This is a genomic window from Nocardia sp. bgisy134 (assembly GCF_965341865.1).
Lineage (GTDB): Bacteria > Actinomycetota > Actinomycetes > Mycobacteriales > Mycobacteriaceae > Nocardia.
Genome location: NZ_CBDQZP010000016.1, coordinates 1 through 17,423, shown reverse-complemented (window position 1 = coordinate 17,423; position 17,423 = coordinate 1). Strand labels below are relative to the sequence as shown.

18 protein-coding genes are annotated in these 17,423 nt (G+C 69.7%); 3 read left to right on the top strand and 15 right to left on the bottom strand.

The features are described 5' to 3' along the window. Positions 1 to 90: 90 nt before the first annotated feature. The 3 genes from nadC to nadA all read right to left on the bottom strand — a co-directional run bounded on the left by nadC (position 91) and on the right by nadA (position 3,872). Positions 91 to 951, bottom strand: coding sequence for a carboxylating nicotinate-nucleotide diphosphorylase (gene nadC / locus ACRWNM_RS25655; protein ID WP_431970654.1), 861 nt, complete (start codon positions 949 to 951; stop codon positions 91 to 93). Positions 952 to 1,009: 58 nt separating this feature from the next. Beyond that, on the bottom strand, positions 1,010 to 2,695 hold the full coding sequence (locus ACRWNM_RS25650; protein ID WP_431970653.1) for an L-aspartate oxidase: 1,686 nt from the start codon (positions 2,693 to 2,695) through the stop codon (positions 1,010 to 1,012). Between the two features lie 100 nt (positions 2,696 to 2,795). Beyond that, positions 2,796 to 3,872, bottom strand: a complete 1,077-nt coding sequence (nadA, locus tag ACRWNM_RS25645) for a quinolinate synthase NadA (RefSeq protein ID WP_431970652.1) — start codon at positions 3,870 to 3,872, stop codon at positions 2,796 to 2,798. A gap of 76 nt (positions 3,873 to 3,948) precedes the next feature. Here nadA and ACRWNM_RS25640 point away from each other — a divergent pair, with 76 nt between their 5' ends. Continuing rightward, positions 3,949 to 4,701 carry an NUDIX hydrolase gene (locus ACRWNM_RS25640; protein WP_431970651.1) on the top strand — a complete coding sequence of 251 codons (753 nt, stop codon included), beginning with the start codon at positions 3,949 to 3,951 and terminating at the stop codon, positions 4,699 to 4,701. A gap of 430 nt (positions 4,702 to 5,131) precedes the next feature. Next, positions 5,132 to 6,214: an ATP-binding protein gene (locus ACRWNM_RS25635; protein WP_431970650.1), complete on the top strand. Its 1,083-nt coding sequence runs from the start codon at positions 5,132 to 5,134 to the stop codon at positions 6,212 to 6,214. Positions 6,215 to 6,426: 212 nt separating this feature from the next. Here the strand turns inward: ACRWNM_RS25635 and ACRWNM_RS25630 are convergent, their stop codons facing one another. The 5 genes from ACRWNM_RS25630 to bioB form a co-directional block, all read right to left on the bottom strand. Then, on the bottom strand, positions 6,427 to 6,609 hold the full coding sequence (locus ACRWNM_RS25630) for a hypothetical protein (RefSeq protein ID WP_431970649.1): 183 nt from the start codon (positions 6,607 to 6,609) through the stop codon (positions 6,427 to 6,429). A 114-nt stretch (positions 6,610 to 6,723) separates the two neighbouring features. Then, positions 6,724 to 7,257 (bottom strand): DUF1353 domain-containing protein, encoded by a 534-nt coding sequence (locus ACRWNM_RS25625; RefSeq protein ID WP_431970648.1) that lies wholly within the window; start codon positions 7,255 to 7,257, stop codon positions 6,724 to 6,726. Positions 7,258 to 7,350: 93 nt separating this feature from the next. Then, complete coding sequence (locus tag ACRWNM_RS25620; RefSeq protein ID WP_431970647.1) at positions 7,351 to 8,019, bottom strand: DUF2567 domain-containing protein; 669 nt, start codon at positions 8,017 to 8,019, stop codon at positions 7,351 to 7,353. Further along, positions 8,019 to 8,246: a hypothetical protein gene (locus ACRWNM_RS25615; protein WP_068068416.1), complete on the bottom strand. Its 228-nt coding sequence runs from the start codon at positions 8,244 to 8,246 to the stop codon at positions 8,019 to 8,021. Before ACRWNM_RS25615 ends, ACRWNM_RS25620 begins: the two co-directional genes overlap by 1 nt. Before the next feature lie 9 nt (positions 8,247 to 8,255). Next, positions 8,256 to 9,269 (bottom strand): biotin synthase BioB, encoded by a 1,014-nt coding sequence (bioB, locus tag ACRWNM_RS25610; protein WP_431970646.1) that lies wholly within the window; start codon positions 9,267 to 9,269, stop codon positions 8,256 to 8,258. Between the two features lie 132 nt (positions 9,270 to 9,401). Between bioB and ACRWNM_RS25605 the strand changes: the two genes are divergently transcribed. Beyond that, complete coding sequence (locus tag ACRWNM_RS25605) at positions 9,402 to 9,983, top strand: TetR/AcrR family transcriptional regulator C-terminal domain-containing protein (RefSeq protein WP_431970645.1); 582 nt, start codon at positions 9,402 to 9,404, stop codon at positions 9,981 to 9,983. Between the two features lie 51 nt (positions 9,984 to 10,034). On the opposite strand, the gene ACRWNM_RS25600 is transcribed toward ACRWNM_RS25605, so the two are convergent. The 7 genes from ACRWNM_RS25600 to ACRWNM_RS25570 form a co-directional block, all read right to left on the bottom strand. Then, positions 10,035 to 11,285, bottom strand: coding sequence for an MFS transporter (locus ACRWNM_RS25600; RefSeq protein WP_431970644.1), 1,251 nt, complete (start codon positions 11,283 to 11,285; stop codon positions 10,035 to 10,037). A 109-nt stretch (positions 11,286 to 11,394) separates the two neighbouring features. After that, entirely contained in the window at positions 11,395 to 12,747 is a 1,353-nt protein-coding gene (locus ACRWNM_RS25595) for an LLM class flavin-dependent oxidoreductase (protein ID WP_431970643.1), read from the bottom strand. Continuing rightward, positions 12,744 to 13,529, bottom strand: a complete 786-nt coding sequence (locus ACRWNM_RS25590; RefSeq protein ID WP_431970642.1) for an ABC transporter ATP-binding protein — start codon at positions 13,527 to 13,529, stop codon at positions 12,744 to 12,746. The genes ACRWNM_RS25595 and ACRWNM_RS25590 overlap by 4 nt, the downstream gene beginning before the upstream one ends. Beyond that, positions 13,505 to 14,368, bottom strand: a complete 864-nt coding sequence (locus ACRWNM_RS25585; RefSeq protein ID WP_431970641.1) for an ABC transporter permease — start codon at positions 14,366 to 14,368, stop codon at positions 13,505 to 13,507. The genes ACRWNM_RS25590 and ACRWNM_RS25585 overlap by 25 nt, the downstream gene beginning before the upstream one ends. Then, positions 14,368 to 15,459: an ABC transporter substrate-binding protein gene (locus ACRWNM_RS25580; RefSeq protein WP_431970640.1), complete on the bottom strand. Its 1,092-nt coding sequence runs from the start codon at positions 15,457 to 15,459 to the stop codon at positions 14,368 to 14,370. The genes ACRWNM_RS25585 and ACRWNM_RS25580 overlap by 1 nt, the downstream gene beginning before the upstream one ends. 66 nt (positions 15,460 to 15,525) lie before the next feature. Then, on the bottom strand, positions 15,526 to 16,692 hold the full coding sequence (locus tag ACRWNM_RS25575; RefSeq protein ID WP_431970639.1) for an alpha/beta fold hydrolase: 1,167 nt from the start codon (positions 16,690 to 16,692) through the stop codon (positions 15,526 to 15,528). Positions 16,693 to 16,903: 211 nt separating this feature from the next. Beyond that, on the bottom strand, positions 16,904 to 17,374 hold the full coding sequence (locus ACRWNM_RS25570; protein ID WP_431970638.1) for an SRPBCC domain-containing protein: 471 nt from the start codon (positions 17,372 to 17,374) through the stop codon (positions 16,904 to 16,906). Positions 17,375 to 17,423: the final 49 nt, after the last annotated feature.

The following is a 17,423-nucleotide window of genomic DNA, read 5'->3' as shown; positions in this document are numbered from 1 at the left end:
GCCTTTTGCCGACGAATGCCGACCCCCTTCCCGATCGGATCACCGACGAGAACGAGGCCGGACGCGCCGTGGTGGGCTCGGCCGCGGTGCTTACATGTCCAGGCCCAGATCCAGCACCCGCACCGAGTGGGTCAGCGCGCCGACCGCGAGATAGTCCACGCCCGTGCGCGCGTAATCCGCCGCCATCTCCAGGCTCAGGCCGCCCGACGACTCCAGCTCGGTCTCCGGCGCCACGGCATTGCGCCGCTGCACGGCCGCCTGGGTCTGCCAGAGCGGAAAGTTGTCCAGCAGTACCAGTTCCACGTTCTCGGCGAGCACGGCGTCGAGCTGTTCCAGACTGTCGACCTCCACCTCGCACGGCACCTCGGGAGCGAGCTCGCGCACCGCGCGCAGCGCGTCGACTACCGAGCCCGCCGCCACGACGTGGTTGTCCTTGATCAGCGCCGCGTCGCCGAGTCCCATCCGGTGGTTCACGCCGCCGCCGACCCGGACCGCGTACTTCTGCAGACCGCGCAGGCCGGGCAGCGTCTTGCGGCTGTCGCGGATCCGGCAGCCGGTGCCCTCGACCTCGTCCACCCAGGCCGCGGTGGCGGTCGCGATGCCGGACAGGTGGCACAGCAGGTTCAGCATGGTGCGCTCAGCGGTGAGCAGACCGCGGGTCGGCGCGACCACGCCGAGCACGACGTCGCCCGCGTGCACCCGCGTCCCGTCGGCCACCCGCTCGGTGATCTCGTAGGCGTCCGGCCCGATCACCTCGTCGAGCACGAGCAGCCCCACGTCGATGCCTGCCACGGTGCCCGGCTGCCGGGACACCACCGAGGCCTTCACCGCCGCGTCGGCGGGCACGGTCGCCATCGTGGTGACGTCCGGTCCGTAGCGCAGGTCTTCGTCCAGCGCGGTGCGAATGAGCGCGAGCACCTCGTCGCGCTCGAGTGCGGCGTCCAGCGCCATCAGTGCACTCCTCCTCTGTCGGCCCGCGGCGAGCGCGAGCGGAAGTCGATATCGGGCCTCACGGCACCGCCACGGTGAGCGCCGGGGCCTCGGGGTCGTCGGCCAGGCGGGAGGCCAGCGGCTCCCCCTCGGGCGAGCCGCCGACCAGCAGCACATCGGGGCGGCCGTCGGCGTCCAAGCGGATCGGAATGCTGTGCCGCAGCGCCTCGTCCGGCTCGGGACGATCGGATCGCGTATGGCAGCCACGGCTTTCGGTGCGGGCGGCCGCGGCGAGCAGCAGCACGCGGGCGGTCAGCGTCAGCGCGCCGTCCTCCAGTTCCGCGATCCGGCGGGCGGCCAGATCGTCCGGCGCGGGCGGCACCACGGTTCCGGAATCGGCGAACCGGCTCGACATGCCGCGCAGCACCGCGCGTTCCAGCGTCGCCGCCGCACCCGCGAGCCCGTCCCTGTCGCGTACCACCGCGGCGTGCGCGGTCATGACCTGTTGCAGCGCGGCGCGCGGAGCCCGTGGCATGGTCCGCGGGCGCACGTCGGTGACCTCCGCGGGCGCCCCGAGGCGCTCCACGGCCGCGGCACCCGCCCGCTCGCCGACGACCAGGCCTTCCAGCAAGCTGTTGGACGCCAACCGATTCGCGCCGTGCAACCCGGTCCGCGCCACCTCGCCCGCGGCGTACAGCCCGGGCACGCCGGTGCGGCCGTGCGGATCGGTGACCACGCCGCCGCACTGATAGTGCGCCGCGGGCGCGACGGGAATCAGGCTCTCCTGCGGATCGATGCCCGCCGCGAGGCAGGACGCGGTGATCGTCGGAAAACGCTGGGCGAAACCGTCGATCGCGCGGCCGTCGAGGAAGACGTGATCGGTGCCGAGCTCGCGCATCCGCGCGGCGATGGCGCGGGAGACGACGTCGCGCGGCGCGAGATCGCCGCGCGGATGCACCCCCGCTGTCACCGATTTGCCCTCGGCGTCGACCAGAGTCGCGCCCTCGCCACGCACCGCCTCGCTGATCAGCGGCCGTCGGCCCAAACCGCCCGGCGTGTACAGCACCGTCGGGTGGAACTGCACGAATTCCAGGTCCGCCACGGCCGCACCCGCCCACAGCGCCAGCGCGATGCCGTCGGCGGTCGCGCCCGGCGGGTTGGTGCTCAGCGCGTAGAGCTGGCCGAGCCCGCCGGTGGCGAGCAGCACGGCAGGGGTGTGCACCACGCCGAAACCCTTGTCCGACACCGCGATCACGCCCTGCACCCCGCTGGGCCCGGTGACCACCTCGCAGGCCGCCGCTCCGAACAGCACAGGAAGTCCTGCCGTGTTCAGCGCGCGCTGCACCTCGGCGCCGGTCGCGTCGCCGCCCGCGTGGATGATGCGGCGCGTGCTGTGCCCGCCCTCCCTGGTGCGCGAGATCTGACCGTCACGGCCGAGATCGAACACCGCGCCGAGGTCGGTGAGGGCCGCCACGGCCGCCTGCCCGCCCTCGACGATCGCGCGCACCGCGGTCGTCTCGCACAGTCCGGCCCCCGCCTCCACGGTGTCCCGCACGTGCGACTCGATCGAATCACCGTGCGGCGCGACGACGGCGATGCCGCCTTGCGCGTACTGGGTGGAGGTGTCGATCGGCCCGCCCTTGCTGAGCGTGAGCACCCGCAGCCCGCGCAGTGACGCGGTGCGCGCCGCCGTCAATCCGGCGACGCCGCCGCCGACCACCACCAGGTCGGCCGAGGCCTCCCACTCGATTACCGGAGCATTCATCTCCGCCAGCCTCTCGTTCCGAGCTCGGGCGCGGATGCCACCGCGCCCGCCGAAGTCGTGCGACGGCGCTACGCGACCGCCGCACGTCGACGGCGTCGGCTCACTCGCCGCCGCCCGGATTGCCGATCGCGATCATCCGCTGCACCGAATTGCGGCCCAGGGCCGCGGTTTCCGGGTCGACGTGCACCTCGTCGGCGCCCTCCACCAGGCAGCGCAGCAGCGCGGCGGGGGTGATCATCTTCATGTACTTGCAGGAGGCGCGGTCGTTGACGGCCTGGAAGTCGATGCCGGGGGCGGCCTTGCGCAGCTGGTGCAGCATGCCGACCTCGGTCGCGACCAGAACCTGAGTCGCTGTGCCCTTTCCTCCGCTCCGCGAGCTCCGCTCCGCGGCCGCCTTGGCGGCGTCGATCATGCCGCCGGTGGACAGGATGTGCACCCGGTCGGCCGGGAACGCGCCCTCGCCGGCGAGGTACAGCGCCGAAGTGGCGCAACCGCACTCGGGGTGCACGAACAGCTCGGCGTCCGGGTGGCTGCGCGCCTGCTCGGTGAGCTCGTCGCCGTTGATGCCCGCGTGCACGTGGCATTCGCCCGCCCAGATGTGCATGTTCTCGCGGCCGGTGACCCGCTTGACGTGCGCGCCGAGGAACTGGTCCGGCAGGAACAGCACCTCGCGGTCGGGGTCGATGGAGGCGACCACGTCGACGGCGTTGGACGAGGTGCAGCAGATGTCGGTGAGCGCCTTCACCTCGGCGGTGGTGTTCACGTAGGACACCACGACCGCGTTCGGGTGCTCGGCCTTCCATGCCCGCAGCTCGGCGGCGCTGATCGAGTCCGCCAGCGAGCAGCCCGCGCGCTGGTCCGGGATCAGCACGGTCTTCTCCGGGCTGAGGATCTTCGCGGTCTCGGCCATGAAGTGCACGCCGCAGAACACGATGGTGTCCTCGGGAGCCTCGGCCGCGATCCGCGAGAGCGCCAGCGAGTCGCCGACGTGGTCGGCCACGTCCTGGATCTCGGGCAACTGGTAGTTGTGCGCGAGAATGGTCGCGTTGCGCTCCCTCGCCAGCCGCTTGACCTCCTGCGCCCACTCGGGCGTCGCCGCGACACCCGCGTAGCCGGAGGGTCCGTCGAATACCTGCCCCATCAGCGGAGGCGCCAGTTTCGCACCCGTCGTCGCCATGATGGCTCCCTTCCTCGTGCGCCCGGCAACCCCGCCGATTCACACCAAACCAGGTTTTCGTCTTACAATCGAAAACGTGCCCCATAGTAGCACCATCCACGAATCGCTCACCGCGGTGTTCCAGGTTCGCCGCTTCCCTACCGGCAAAACCGCTGGCCAGGGCGTCGCGAACGGCGTATCGGGGCCGTGCCCGCCCGGCCAGCGCACCGAACTGGCCGTGTTGCTGTGGGAGCGCGCGCTCGACCCACAGAAGGGCACCTGGTCGCTCCCCGGCGGACGGCTGGGCGACGGCGAGAACCTGGACGCGTCGGCACGCAGGCAGCTCGCCGAGAAGGTCGACGTGCGCGAGCTGACCCACCTCGAGCAGCTCTCGGTCTTCAGCGACCCCGACCGCGTGCCGGGTCCGCGCCGGATCGCTTCGGCCTACCTCGGGCTGGTCCCGCTGACCGCCGAACCGGAACTGCCCGGCGACACCGCGTGGCACCCGGTCTCCGCGCTGCCCGCCATGTCCTTCGACCACGGCACGGTCGTCGATCACGCCCGCACCCGGCTGGCCGCCAAACTCTCCTACACCAACATCGCCTTCGCGCTCGCCCCGTCCACCTTCACCATGTCGACTCTGCGCGAAATCTACTGCGCGGCACTGGGTTACGAAGTCGACACCACCAACCTCCAGCGCGTCCTCGCGCGCCGCAAGGTGATCACCCCCACCGGCGCCACCGCCGCCCCCGGCCGCGCGGGCGGCCGCCCCGCCGCCGTCTACCGCTTCAGCGACTCCGGCCTCCGCGTCACCGACGAATTCGCCGCCCTCCGCCCCCGCGCCGAGTGAATCGTCCCGCCCAGCTGCCTCACTACTAAGTTAGAATCCATCTAAGTAATATTCGATCTATGTTTAGCGCGGAGGGTGGATGGATTTCACAGGCAGGGCCGCTGACCTGGACATTCTCGGCCGACAGCGCACCCTGGTCGCTGAGAAAGCGGGACCGACACGAGGTCGAGCGGTCATCCTGACCGGTCGCCGACGGGTCGGAAAGTCACGACTCGTCCAGGAGTTCTGTGATCGGTCGGGTCTTGCCTACCTCGTCTTCCAGGCCACCCGTGGGCGCAACCCGGTCGCGGAACGAGCGGACTTCCTCACCACCGTCGCCCATTCCCCCCTGGGCGGGGCGGATCTGGTGGCGGGCCTACATGCCGCTGATTGGAACCAGGCGCTGCGGGCTCTGGCCATCGCGATCCCGGACGACTCGCCCACCATCGCGGTGATCGACGAGGTGCCGTGGCTGGTCGAGCAAGACGGCGAATTCGAGGGCGCACTACAGACCGTGTGGGATCGCCATTTGTCAGCCAAACCCGTCCTCCTGATTCTGGTAGGCAGCGACATTTCGGTGATGGAGGCGCTGCAGTCCCGCGAACGTCCGTTTTTCGGACGCGCCGCCAAAATGACGGTCGAACCCCTCCATCTGGCCGATGTTCAGGCGATGACGGGTCTCGACGCGGCCGCCGCTGTCGATGCACTACTGATCACCGGCGGTTTCCCGGAGATCGTGCAGTCGTGGCGGCCCGGTATGAGCCGAACCGACTTTCTCCGTGCTTCGACCGAGAATCCGTTGTCGCCGCTGTTGGTAGCGGGGGAACTGACGCTGCTCGGCGAGTTCCCGGAAGCGTCGCGATCGCGCGCGGTGCTCGAAGCAGTGGGCAGCGGCGAGCGGACATTCAGCACCATCGCAGCCCAGGCTGGTGGCGTGGGCGCTTTACCCGCAGGAACCTTGACGCCCCTGCTGAACACATTGCAGTCGAAACGAATTGTCGCCGCGGACCTTCCGCTGTCCACCAAACCCGACAGCAAGAACAAGCGTTATCGCATCGCCGATTCCTACCTTCGATTCTGGCTCGCCTTCCTACAGCGCGGAATTCCACTGATCGAACGAGGGCGCGGCGATCTCGCCCGCACACGTATCGAACGATCCTGGACAGCCTGGCGTGGGCGGGCTGTCGAACCGCTCATCCGCGAATCACTACTCCGCCTGCTGCCCGATGAGCGGTGGCCCGATACCGAGGCGATCGGCGGGTGGTGGAACCGGCAGAACAATCCGGAGATCGATCTCGTCGGCGCCGATCGCGCGCCAATCGCCGGCGCGGTCCACTTCCTCGGCTCGATCAAGTGGCTGGAGGACCGCCCCTTCGATCGCCACGACTATGACGCCCTCGCCCGAGCGATGCTCTCGGCGCCGGGTACCGACACTCACACGCCACTCGTCGCCGTATCCCGCGCAGGCGTCGGGACCGATCTCCCGCTGGCAATGCATTGGGGCCCTGCGGAACTCGTCGATGCCTGGCGCTGATTCGGGGGTGGTGGTGCAATCCGGCGCTGAGCCGCACTGGAGCCGCCTGCGGGTCGAGACCGGTCGATTCCACTGCGCCACCGCGTTGGCCACTGCCCATGCTCGCGCCAACGCCGTGTGGGCGCCCATGCTGGCGGTGGCGATCACCGAGACCTGCAGGTCGCTGTGGGGCGCGCATCGAAGTCGTCACGAAGACCCCGCCCGCAGGCGAATCACGCGTCGTGGGAACGGTTTCGGTGTTTCGCGGCGCGACGGTAGCGCTGCTTGCCGGGGATGGGCTGGGCCGCGTTGGAGCGGCGGAGTTCGTGGCGGCGGCGCCAGGCGGTGAGATCGGGGCGTTCCGAAGGGGGTCGGGACAGGTCGGGTTGTGCCGTGGTGTGCGGAGGGGCGTGCATGGTCGTTCACCTCCTCCCCTGGGCTCGCCCGATTGCTTGCCGAGTCACGGTACCGACCGGGAGCGGACCGCTCCACCGATTTTCCGGCGCGACGGTCGGCGACCAGAAATTCGTTCAGGCCGTTTTCATCTGGGGCTTCGGAGGCGGTGCGGCCGTGTGGGCGACAAGGCGGCCCGCGACCCAGAACACCAGCTCCACCAACCAGAACAACCACAGGCACAGCGTCACCACGACGACCGGTATCGCGAGGAAGAGCACCGAGGGCACCGCGACGAGCAGAAACAAGGCCAGCTCTCGCGCGTTCGCGCCGGCCAACCGGTTCGCCAAGCGCACCGCCGCCCACATCATCCAGCGGCGCGGCACCGAGACACCGAATTCCCGCAGACAGCGCCGGAACAGGCCATCGGCGTCCGCGGTGCTCACCAGGTGTGAGTGCAGCAGGTAGTCGTGCAGGATGGCGGCGCGGGTGTACGCGCCGTAGCGGGGAATAAGCCAGACCAGCGCGCGCGGCACCGACGCGAAGTCGGTACGGAAGCCCGCGGGCACGATGAACTCCTGCACATCACCCTGATAGACGAGCGGCTCCGACAACCGCCAGAATTTTGCGTCGATCTCCTCGACGACCGGACCGCCACCGATGAACGCCACGCCCCCGTTCCTCTCCGAACGCAACGGTTTTCCACCATTTTACGTGGTAGAGGCACGAAAACAGCGCCGCGAAGGCAACGGTTGGGCGACGGGTCAGCGAGCCGGACGCGACACCGATCCCGATCCGTCCTCGGTCGCCGGATCGTAACCGCCATAGACGCTTCCGTACGGTGCGCGCGGCACCGCGGCGTCGAATCCGATCGGCTCGAACTCCGCGGTCCGGCGCGAACGACCGAATGCGCTGCCGTAGCCGGTGCCGAGATCCTCGGACGGACTGAGCGCCGCGAGGAACAGCAGCACCAGCGATGCAACCAGCGGCTGCACGATGAAAGCGAGCGCGGTGCCGACTTGCGTTGGCAGCTTGACGATCTGGCCGACCGATGGGTCGTCGGGACGCGGATGCAGCGACTCGGCGACCGACTCCCCCACCCACGCCATCAGATACGCGCCGATCAGCGATCCGGACAGCAACCCGACCTGCAACAGCGGACCACGTATCGTGCGCAGCCGCCAAGCCGCCACGGCGGTGAGCAATCCGGTCACCGCGCCCGCGCAGACGAACAGCGCGACCGCGTCGAACTGATGCGTACTCTCGCCGGTCAGCGGCGCACCGCGTCCGGGCTCGGTGACCAGCAACTGCTCGGTCGGCGCCAGCCAACCCCACAGCACGCCGACGAGCGCACTGCCCACCGCCACCGCCGCCAGGACGAGCAGCGCCGCTCCCGCCTCGCTCCGGACGCCGTCCGCCCGCACCGTCGCCACTAGCGGTGTTCCAGACTCTTCGAGTCGATCACGCCGTGCCGCGAGCACTTGGCCCACCAGCCATCGGGACTCACCTGCACGATCATGCGCCGCCCGCACTGCTCGCAGAAGCGCGGCGGCTCCAGGCCCAACGCGGCCGCGGTCGGCACCGCGTCGTCGAGACCTGGCACGATCCGTTTGCCGGTGAACGGGTTGTAGCGCTCGTCCATATCCATGACAGTACTCATGGCCGCGCCCTACAGCGTTTCGTTGAGCGCCTTGATCGGCATCTTGAGCTCGCCGAGCAGATCGAGGTCCGCCTCGGCGGGGCGACCGAGGGTGGTCAGATAGTTGCCGACGATGACGGCGTTGATGCCGCCCAGGATGCCCTGCTTGGCGCCGAGATCGCCGAGGGTGATCTCACGGCCGCCCGCGAAGCGGAGGATGGTGCGCGGCAACGCCAGGCGGAACGCGGCGACGGCGCGCAGCGCGTCGGCGGCGGGCAGCACCTCGAGGTCGCCGAACGGGGTGCCGGGGCGCGGGTTGAGGAAGTTCAGCGGCACCTCGTCGGGCTCCAATTCGGACAGCTGCGCGGCGAATTCGGCGCGCTGCTCCAGGGTCTCGCCCATGCCGAGGATGCCGCCGCAGCACACCTCCATACCCGCCTCGCGCACCATGCGCAGCGTGTCCCAGCGCTCCTCCCAGGTGTGCGTCGTGACGACCTGCGGGAAGTGCGACTTGGCGGTCTCCAGGTTGTGGTTGTAGCGGTGCACGCCCATCGCGGCCAGCTGATCGACCTGCTCCTGGGTCAGCATGCCCAGCGAGCACGCGACCTGGATGTCGACCTCGTTGCGGATGGCCTCGACGCCCGCGGCGACCTGAGCCATCAGCCGCTCGTCCGGTCCGCGCACCGCGGCGACGATGCAGAACTCGGTGGCGCCGGTCTTGGCGGTCTGCTTGGCGGCCTCGACCAGGCTCGGGATGTCGAGCCACGCGGCGCGCACGGGCGACTGGAACAGGCCGGACTGCGAGCAGAAATGGCAGTCCTCGGGGCAGCCGCCGGTCTTGAGGCTGATGATGCCCTCGACCTCGACCTCGGGGCCGCACCACTTCATGCGCACCTCGTGGGCCAGGGCCAGGAGTTCCTCCAGCCGGTCGTCGCCGAGCCGCAGCACCTCGAGGGTCTGCTCCTGAGTCAGACCCTCGCCGCGCTCGAGCACCTGCTCGCGGGCGATCGCCAAAACATCGGTGTCAACGGGTGCCTGGGTCACTGCACGAATCCCTTCGGCTGGTCTGCCTGTCGGCGACGGCACCTCGCGTTCGAGGTGGCCGTGCAACTTGAACGGTGTTCAGGCTAGGGTAGCGGTAGGAGTGAGTCAAAACACGACGGGGAAGGAATTCGGGTGCAGCTGCACAGGGCGGACGTGGTCGACGGCGCCATCGCCATTCTCGACCAGTACGGCCTCGCCGACCTGACCATGCGCAGGCTGGCGAGCTCGCTTCAGGTGCAGCCCGGCGCGCTGTACTGGCACTTCCCCAACAAGCAGGCGCTGCTCGGCGCCGTCGCCGACCGCATCCTCGCGCCGATGGAGGACCCGGTGACCGCCGAAGAGTGGTCCGGCCAGATCACCGAACTCGCGCACCGGCTGCGCGACTGCCTGCTCGCCTACCGCGACGGCGCCGAGCTGGTCTCGTCGACCTACGCCTCCCGCCTGACCACGAGCAAGGGCCGCGAACGCCTGGCGAGCGCGGCCATCCGCGCGGGAATGCCGCGGCACGAGGCGGAGCTGGCCGCGTTCACCCTGCTGTACTACGTGCTCGGCCAGACCGTCGACGAACAGTCCCGGATGCAGATGGATTCGGCGGGCGCGCTGCCCGAGGACACTCCGATCGACGAAACACCGGACGCGACAGCCCGTTTCGACTTCGGCCTGCAACTGTTCGTCGCGGGCGTGCGCCACCTCCTCGGCAGCCGCATCCGCTGAACGCGCCACGGCCTGAGCGAGGAGTTCCGCGGGTAGTGGCGGCGGCTTGGTTCAGGCGGCAGCCGAACCTGTCTCTGGTGGAACCGCGCTCGCGCGATCGAGATGACTGCCCACTCCGACGACGCCCGGGAACCAGCGATACATCGCCACCGCACCCGCTGCGGCGGACACCGCGAGCGCGAAGGCGGCCGCGCCGAGCACCGCGACCGAGCTGATCACGCCCACCGCGATGGGCCCGGCGAACATGCCGACATCGTGGGTGAGCCGCCACGCGCCGAGGAATTCCGCGCGCCGGTCCTCCGGCGCGACGTCCGCGCCGACCGTCATGATCAGCCCGTTGCTGATCCCGTTGGCCAGTCCGAGCAGCACCGCCGCGAGACCCATGGTGACCGCCGTGCCCGTCCACGGCAGCACCGCGTATCCGGCCGCGAAGCAGATCATCGAGGGCACGCCCGTCGCGCGGCGGCCGCGCCGGTCCAGCCAGACACCTGCCGGATACGACATGAGCACGTCCACCGCGCCGGAGACGCCGAAGATGAGACTGGTCGCCGTGGGACTCAGGCCGATGTGCGCGGCCCACAGCGGCAGCAGCGCCTGCCGCGACGCCCGTGCCGCGCCCGTGAGCAACGCCGCCGATCCCAAAGTGCCCAGCAGCCTGCGGTTTTCGACAACCACCGAGCGCAGCGTGTGCCCGCCGGACGCGGCGTCGTCGATATCACGAATGGCGACCATCGCGAACCCGGCGAGCACCGTCGTCACGCACTGCAACCACAGCGCACCGTTCGGCCCCATGCCGTGCACCAGACCCGCACCGAGGAACGGTCCGCAGAAGAACCCGAGCCGGTGCGCACCCGCCAGCGTCGACAGCGCCCGGCCCCGATCGGCGGGCGGCACCACCGCGACGATGTAGGTCTGCCGCGCCAGACCCCACACCGCGCCCGCCGCGCCGTTGAGCAGCATTCCCGCCGCGAGCACACCGAGATTCGGCGCGAGGATCGCGGCCAGGATGCCGACGAGTCCGAGCAGCGAACCCAGTCCTATCGCACCGCGCTCCCCGATCCGAGCCACGATGCGGCCCGCGGGCAGATCGGTGAGCACCATGCCGAGCCCGCCGAGCGCGACGATCACACCGGCCAGGCCGACCGACGCCCCGAGGTCGAGCGCGCGCAGCGCGTACATGGGCGCGGCCGCACCGGCCCCGGTGCCGTACAACCCCATCGGCACGAACACCGACCAGGTGAGGCTGCGCAGGCGCACCGGAGCGTCGGCTAGCGCGGGCTTCTCGACGGTATTCCCGCTCACCGCCCCGACCGCCGACCGAACGACCTCGCGGCGCAGCGATTCTGGGTCACCCGACGGACCTGAGGCGTCCGCCGCGCGACGAGTCGCGAACAGTTGCCGTCCGCCCCGCTCACCGGGCCAGCGCCGGGCGTCGGGCGAACTGGCTCTCCGGCCGCGCGAGACCGAAGTGGTCGCGCAGCGTGGTCCCGGTGTATTCGGTGCGGAACAGGCCGCGCTCCTGCAGAATCGGCACGACGGTCGAGGTGAAGACCTCGAGCCCGCCCGGGTAGTACGGCGGCATCACGTTGAAACCGTCCGCGCCGCCGTTGCGGAACCATTCCTCGATGGTGTCGGCGACCTGCTCGGGGGTGCCCGCGAAGACCCGATGCCCACGCGCGCCCGCCAATCGGTGCAGCAGCCCGCGCAGCGTCGGACGGTCGCGCTGCACGATGCCCGCCACCACCTGCAGCCGGGAACGCTGGTTGTCGGTGACATCGCCCGCGCCGTCGAACTCCTCGGCGGGGACGAGCTCGTCCAGCGACAGGTGCCGCAGGCTCTTGCCCGCGATGCTCTCCAGCTGGGCCAGACCGTACTCCGGCACGGTGAGCTCGTTGAACTCGCGCTCCAGCCGCTTGGCGTCGGCCTCGGTGTCGCCGAGGAACGGGCTGATGCCGGGCAAGATCTTCACCTGGTCGGCGTCGCGGCCGAATTCCTTCGCCTTCGCCTTGATGTCGGCATAGAAGGCCTGGGCGTCGGACAGCCGCTGATGCGCGGTGAAGATCGCCTCGGCGTAGCGCCCGGCGAAGGAACGACCCTCATTGGAGGCGCCCGCCTGCACCAGCACCGGATAACCCTGCGGCGTACGCGCCGAGTTGAACGGCCCACGCACCTTGAGGTATTCGCCCTCGAAATCGATGCGGTGGATCTTGTCCGGATCGGCGTAGACGCCCGCGGCCTGGTCGAGCAGGATCGCGTCGTCCTCCCAGCTGTCCCACAGCGCGACCACGGCGTCCACGAATTCGCGTGCGCGGGCATAACGTTCGGCGTGATCGGGGTGCCGGTCGAGGCCGAAGTTGGCCGCCGCCACGTCGGTTCCGGTAGTGACGATGTTCCAGCCCGCGCGCCCGCCCGAGATGTGGTCCAGGCTGGAGAAGAGCCTGGCCAGGTTGTAGGGCTCGTAGTACGTGGTGGACGCGGTCGCGATCAGGCCGAGATGCGTGGTGGCCGCGGCGATCGCGGTGAGTAGCGTGATCGGTTCCAGGCCGGGCGCCGCGTTGTGCTCGACGTTGGTGCGCAGCGCGGGCCCGTCGGCGAAGAACACCGCGTCGAGTTTCGCGGCCTCGGCGGTGCGGCCGATCTCCTGGTAGTAGGTGACGTCGTAGATACGATCGGGACGGCTCTGCGGGTGCCGCCAGGCCGCCTCGTGGTGGCCGGACGGATAGATGAACGCGTTGAGGCTCAGCTGCCTCGGTCGCTCGGTCATGACGCTCGCTTCTCTTCTTCGCGATGATGATGGGGGGCGGCCGCGTCACCGGCCGCGCTGACAAGGGGGTCGACGCCGAGTCCGGCCAGCAGCCGCTCGCGCGCCGCGATGAACTCCGGATCGCTGTGGCGGCGCGGACGTTCCAGGTCGAGGCGCAGGTCGATGGCGATGCGGCCCTCGTCGAGGACCAGCACACGGTCGGCGAGCAGTACGACCTCGTCGACATCGTGGGTGACCAGCAGCACCGCGGGCCTGTGCTCGGCGCACAGTTCCTGCAACAGCGCGTGCATCCGGATCCTGGTCAGCGCGTCCAGCGCGCCGAACGGTTCGTCCGCGAGCAGCAGCTCGGGTTCACGCACCAGCGAGCGGGCCAGCGCCACGCGCTGCTGCTCGCCGCCGGAAAGTTCCTTGGGCCATGCCTTCTCACGACCGGCGAGACCGACTTCGGCGAGCGCCGCGCGGCCGCGTTCGGCCGAGCCCGCACCGCTCAGGCCGAGCGTCACGTTGTCGAGCACCCGCACCCACGGCAGCAGGCGCGAATCCTGGAACACCACGGCGCGTTCCGACGGCACCGCGAGATCGCCGGAACCCGGTACGTCGTCGTCCAATTCGGCCAGCGCGCGCAGCAGGGTGCTCTTGCCCGAGCCGCTACGGCCGAGCAGCGCGACGAATTCGCCGCGGGCGATGTCGAGGTCGATGCCGCGCAACACCACCCGATCGCCGAACCCGCGGCTCAGATTGCGAGCGCGGACCACGTTCAGTCCGCGAGTGTCTGGCGCCATGCCAGCGCCCTCCTTTCCAGCGCGCGCACGGCGATGTCGCCGAACAGTCCGAGCAGGCCGTAGATCACCAGACCGACCACGATGACGTCGATCTGGCCGTAGGTGCGCGCCTGCGTCATCAGGTAGCCGATGCCGCTGGTGGCGTTGACCTGTTCCACCACGACCAGCGCCAGCCACGAGATCGTCACGGCCAGGCGCAGACCGATGAAGAAGCCGGGGAGCGAACCGGGCAACGCGATGCGGCGGATGAAGCCCCAGCGCGAAAGCTGCACCGTCTCGGCGAGTTCCACATAGCGGGCGTCCACGCTGCGCAGGTGGGCGTGCGTGTTGATGTACACGGGGACGAACACGCTGGTGGTGATGACGATGAGCTTCATCTCCTCGCCGATGCCGAACCAGACGATGAACAGCGGGATCAGCGCCAGCGTCGGAATAGCCCGCTTGATCTGAACCGGTCCGTCCAGCAACGCTTCTCCGACCCGGCTCAACCCGGCGGCCAGCGCGAGCAGCACGCCGATGGCCACGCCGAGACCGAGACCGATGCCCGCGCGCTGCACCGAGGTCAGCAGGTTGGACTGCAAACGTCCGTCGGCGATCAGATCACCCGCGGTCTGCGCGACAGTCCACGGGGCGGGCAGTGTCTCCGGATCGATGGCGCCCGCGGCGGATCCGATCACCCAGGCCGCCACCAGCAGCGTCGGACCGAGCGCGATGCCGAACGGAATCGGCTTGCCCGGTCCGAGCCTGCGTCGCGTCACCTTGCCCCTGGCTTGCAGCTCGGCGGGTGCGGCGCCCGTCCTGCCGAATCGGCCGAGTACTCCGGCGTCCAGGGTGGCCATCACCGCTCCTTCGGTTCGTGCGAGGCGCCGGATTCGGTGACCGCGCGCGTCACGACGGCGTCGTAGCGCAGGTCGAAACCGTTGGCGGCGCTGACTATCTTGGGCAGTTCGCCCGCGGCCGCGATCGCGTCGATGGTGGACTGCTGCCGGTCGACGAGCTTCTGGTCCAGATGCGGGAAGGTGTAGGTGCCGAGCGAATCCACGATGCGCCGGGCATCCTCGGGACTGACCTTCTGGCTGTCCACGTAGTACTTCTGCGCCCACTCCTCGCGGTGGGTGTTGACCCACTGGTAGGCCCGGACGTAGGCCCCGACGAGTGCGCCGACCGCCGCCGACTTGGCCGGGTCCTGCGTCACCGCGCGCCGCGCGTACAGGTAGGCCAGGCCGCCGTAGATGCCCGCGGTCTCGGAGTCCGGGATCAGCGAGGTGCCGGGCGTACGCAGCAGCCGGGTCACGTTCGGCTCGATCAGCGGGGCAATGTCGACCTGGCCGGTGCGCACCGCGTCCAGGAACTCGGCCAGCTGCAGCCGGACCAGTTGCACGTCGCCGGTTTTCAGCCCGGCCTTGTCCAGCGCGCGCAGCACCGCGGCCTGCTGCGCGGTGCCCTCGGCGTAGGCGATCTTCTTACCCTCGAGATCCGCCAGCGTGGTGGCGGTGCGGCCGGGTGCGACCGCCAATTTCAGTGCGGCAGGACTGGTTTGCTGTGCGCCGACGATCGGCACGTCCTGCCCTGCGGCCAGCGCGTGGATCGGCGGCACGTCGCCGACCGGCGCCACATCCGCGGCGCCTGCGCGGAACGCCTCCAGGATGGCGGGCCCGCCGACGAAGTTGGCGAACTCCACCTTGAACGGCAACTTGTCCAGTTCACCGGACGCGCGCAGCACGCTCTGCAGGCGCTCCTGCTGGTCGGCGACGATCAGCTTGATGCCCGCGGGCACCTCCGTCGGCAACGGAGTGTTGGCGGTGTCGACGACCGGTGTGTCGTCCTTCGCGCATCCGGTCAACCCGAGGGTCGCAGCGGTCGCCAAAACGAGCAAGGCGGCGGTGGTGCGGCCGCGGAGGCCGGGCAGGAACGTACTCGGTCGAAACATACCGGGTAGTCAAGCAGGACGGAACGAGCCCGAACACGGTTAACGACAGCCTGATTCGAACCGGTGTCAGGGCGGCGCTGCGGCACTGCGGACCCCGCGTACCTGATCCAGATACCGCTGCACGAACGGCAGCACCTGCTGGTCGATGACCTTGTTGTACTCCGCGGGCGCCTGCCTCGGGTTGGCGTGGCCGGTGCCGCGCGGCAGCACGACCAGCAGGCTGCCGTCCACTCCGCCCACCCGTTCGATCAGCACCTGGTGCGAGTACGCGACGTCGACGACGCGGTCCCGTTCGGCTTCGCGCGGCCGGATGTAGACGATGGCCGGGCGCGGTTTGCCGTTCACCGGGCGGGAGAGGGCGCGCAGATTGTCGATCGCGCCGCCGCCGACGATGGCCAGGAACTGGGATTCGATCAGGCCGTTGCTCGCCGCGTTGCGCGACATCACCTTCTCGGTCGCGACGTCGACGAGCACTTGGCCGAGTTCGGCGAATCGGATCGTGGGCACGGGATCGGCGGCGCGATCGACGAACCGGTCCCGCCGCGCATAGGTCTCCACGGCCATGCGCAGCGTGCGGCTCTCGCGCGCCCCCGGCAGCCATCCCATCCAGCGCAGCATGTCCTCGCCCCGGCCGCGGCTCTCCGGGCGCACCGCGTTCAAATCGACGGGCGTGCAGTCCAGTAGCACGCCGGCCAGCCGCCGATCGCTGTCCAAGTGGATGTGCTGGCCGACCTCCAGCGCGATCACACCGCCCATGCTGTGCCCGACGAGCACGATGTTCCGCACGCCCGACATCTGGGCGGCGCGGACCACGAGATCGGCGATCACCTTGCTGTCGATGCCCTCGTTGTCGTATTTGATGGCCCAGACCACGCCCATCCGTCGTAGCGCGGGCAGCGCGGACGCCGTGTCGGAGGCGTTCAGTCCGCCGAGACCTACCAGGTCGACGACCGCGGTGTCCCAGTTCTCCTCTCGCGCGGGAGTCGCCACCGGCAGCAGCGCGGGCTCGGTCAGCGCGAGTCTGGCGCGCTCGGGGGCGACATCGTGCACCCAGTACTGGGTGAACACGATGAGTACGAGTATCAGTAGTGCGGCGACCCGCAGTAGTGCCAACCTGGTGCGGCGCAACGTCGTCCACCGGTGCCCGAGGCGGGTCTCCCGGAGTCGAGCCTTACGTCGCGCATCATCCCAGTCGGTGACGGTGGACGGGTGCCGATCGTCCAACGGCGACATCCCTTCACGGTAACGACGGATGTGCTCGGCTGCCACGTGGTCGCCGTGTGGCGGACGGCCCGGCACGACCTCTCGACCGCTCCGTCAGCAGCTGGAGCGGTGAAACATGCTGTGGCCCTGTCCGATCGAGCCCCGGTGAGAAAGCCGCCTGCGCGAACCACGCACCGCGCTGAATTCGCACGCCAGAATGCTCGATCCGGCTCGGCTCCGCTCAGTCGAGCGTGCCGGTCTCCGCAAGCGTGGCCAGTTTGGCGAGCGCGAGGCGCCAGCCCAGTTCGTTGTCCTCCGGTTTCACCGCGCTCGGCACGCCCTCGTGGATCGCCACGAGATCGGTTCCACCGTCCTCCGCGTCGGAAAGGGTGATGGCGATGGTCATCTCGCCGCGTGCGGCCGGATCGTCGGTCTCGAATTCGACCATTTCCACGACCTGTTCGTCGGGAATCAGGGTGACGAAGCGCCCCTGATAGGTGTCGGACTGCGCGGTCGTCTTACCCGCGTCGGTCGGATCGTCGTAGGTGAGGGTGATGCGGAAGCAACCGCCCTCGCGCGGCTCGAATGCGTGGACGTGGCTGGTCATCCCGGTGGGCACGCGCCATTGCGCGATCGCTTCGGCATCCAGCAACAGGCCGTAGACGGTCGCCCGTGGCGCGCGAATGTGTTTGCCGATTCTGGTGCTGGACATGGCACCACGGTAGCCCGATCCGCCCACGCGGGAGACACGGAAAGTCCAT